General features: G+C 64.6%; 3 protein-coding genes, 1 tRNA gene and 1 pseudogene. All 5 read right to left on the minus strand.

Going from position 1 to position 1942, the window contains the following annotated elements; genetic code table 11:
* Nucleotides 1-263 (minus strand): annotated as a pseudogene (locus tag AB4Y43_RS40290) (DNA (cytosine-5-)-methyltransferase); the annotation flags it as partial.
* 138 nt (nt 264-401) lie between these two features.
* Nucleotides 402-701 (minus strand): hypothetical protein, encoded by a 300-nt coding sequence (locus AB4Y43_RS40295; protein ID WP_342947902.1) that lies wholly within the window; start codon nt 699-701, stop codon nt 402-404.
* 82 nt (nt 702-783) lie between these two features.
* Nucleotides 784-1056: a hypothetical protein gene (locus tag AB4Y43_RS40300; protein WP_069265389.1), complete on the minus strand. Its 273-nt coding sequence runs from the start codon at nt 1054-1056 to the stop codon at nt 784-786.
* A 116-nt stretch (nt 1057-1172) separates the two neighbouring features.
* Nucleotides 1173-1247: transfer RNA gene (locus tag AB4Y43_RS40305), tRNA-Arg, on the minus strand.
* A 184-nt stretch (nt 1248-1431) separates the two neighbouring features.
* The gene (locus tag AB4Y43_RS40310) at nt 1432-1656 is read right to left on the minus strand and encodes a rubredoxin (RefSeq protein WP_083245300.1); all 225 of its coding nucleotides are present in this window, start codon (nt 1654-1656) and stop codon (nt 1432-1434) included.
* Nucleotides 1657-1942: the final 286 nt, after the last annotated feature.

Consider the following 1942-nt stretch of genomic DNA (forward strand, 5'->3'; position numbering starts at 1 on the left):
CCGTGGGCCTCGAACCCCTTGCGGATGCCGCCGATGCCGGCGAACAGGTCGATGAAGCGAAAGCGCGCCGCGCCGCCATTGGCGTGAGCGCCGCCTAGCAGCAGTTCGCGCAGTGCGGCTTCGAGCATCGCGGGGCAGGGCGTCTCGCCTTTTTCCCAACGCCGCACGGTCTTCACGTCGCGGCCGACGTGTGTGGCGATCTGCTGTTGCGTGAAACGCTTGCGTGCCTGCTGGAGCAGGTCTCTCGGTTCGGCCGTGAGCACGGAGTCCTCGTTAGGGTATTTTTGCGGACATTATGACCGATGGTCGACCCGCGGCACCAGGAATTCCCGATGTGCGTGCGCGGACGTGCGCCGCGCAGGCGAATGCCTGCACGCGCGAGCGTTGAATACAGCGGGAAGTCAGGAGTGTTGCGGGCCGGCGTTTGCCTGCTTCGCGAGGGCCGCGGAGGCCGAGGCGACGTTTAGCTCGTGCAGGTCGAGGATCAGCAGCAGGCTGTCGATTTCACACAGCTGGCCCTTGTTCACGTGACCGGTGTCGAGCAGGCGGTGCAGGCGCTGGCGCCAGTAGAGCGCGGGGAGAATCGGCCCGCCGAAGTCGCCGGCGAGTGACAGCGGCATCACGCGGCGAATGTGCGCGATATCCTGATCGATGAGGGTCGACATCATATGACCGGCGGGGAGGGGACGCGTGGAGTCCATGAAGGCCTTTACGGCACTATTTTTCCCTACTTTAGGGTTATTTAACTCGGTATTTACCCGTAATTAGCCGGTCAGCTTCCGTTTATTCGGCAGCCGGCGGCGTCGCGCCTTGCACCTGGGCCGCGCTTTCGAAGAAACGCCGCGTCGCTTCGAACGAGTTCAGCATCTGCTCGGGCCAAGGCGTCTGCAGCATGACGGCCTGGTGGTTCTCGAACGCGGCGCCCAGCTGGCGGGCGAGTTCGGGCGAATTGAGGTGGCGCAGCAGCACGCTCACGGCGATGGCGGTGGCCTGGCTGGCTCCGGCCGTCTGCAGTTCCGATGCGGTGAGGGCGGCGACTTGCTTGTTGATGTCCATGGAAAACCTGCTCGGGAAAGAGGGTGCGCGAGTGCGCGAAAGAGACGGGACGGGAATCTGCGAACCGGTTGCGGATTTCGCGGCCCGGCCTGCGCGGCTCGGGGTGGCCCAGCGGCTGGTCCCCCTGGCAGGAATCGAACCTGCATCTAGCGCTTAGGAGGCACTTGTTCTATCCATTGAACTACAGGGAGCGCGAGGTCGAGCATGGCTCCGTTCGATCGCCATGTTTCCCAAGTGACCCGTCATGGCGCGGAGCGGCGCGCGAACCGGTTCGGCCTTGCAGGTCCGAGCGATATCGCGGCGCAGGGCCCAGAGTATAGCAAACGTGTTCGGGCGCGAAAATGACGCCCTTTAGCTGCGTGGGAATCGTCGCAATCAGAACTCGACGACGGCGAATTCCGCCTTGCCCACGTCGCACAGCGGGCAGCGCCAGTCGTCGGGTATTTCCGCAAAGCGCGTGCCGGCGGCGATGCCTTCGTCGGGCAGACCTTCTTCCTCGTTGTAGATCCAGCCGCAGATCAGGCAGACCCAGCTCTTGTACTCGATTACTTCGCTCACAGCGTGTCCTTCGTCTAGTCGATTCGATGCGCGGCCCGTCATGCGGCCCTTTATCTACAGGCAGGGCGGCGCGGGCGACCCGCGATGTTACCGGAAAACGGTTCGCGTGCCGCTGCGCTAACGGAAGCTAAACGCGGAGGCCCGGCCTGCGCGGCCCGGCCTGCGCGGCCCGACCTGCGCGGCCCGACCTGCGCGGCCCGGTACAATGCCCCCTTCAGGTCCACCGCACGCATCGCTTTCCATCCATGTCGCTTTACACCATCACAGACGCGCAACTGGCGTTCGGCCACGTCGCGCTGCTCGACCACGCGGACTTTTCGCTCGAAGC

The sequence above is a fragment of the Paraburkholderia sp. BR10872 genome (genome assembly GCF_040965835.1).
Lineage (GTDB): Bacteria > Pseudomonadota > Gammaproteobacteria > Burkholderiales > Burkholderiaceae > Paraburkholderia > Paraburkholderia nodosa_A.

Bases quoted from the DNA above. Each gene is read 5' to 3' on its own strand.
- AB4Y43_RS40295 (WP_342947902.1), bottom strand. From the start codon at position 701: ATGGACTCCACGCGTCCCCTCCCCGCCGGTCATATGATGTCGACCCTC.
- AB4Y43_RS40300 (WP_069265389.1), bottom strand. From the start codon at position 1,056: ATGGACATCAACAAGCAAGTCGCCGCCCTCACCGCATCGGAACTGCAG.
- AB4Y43_RS40310 (WP_083245300.1), bottom strand. From the start codon at position 1,656: ATGACGGGCCGCGCATCGAATCGACTAGACGAAGGACACGCTGTGAGC.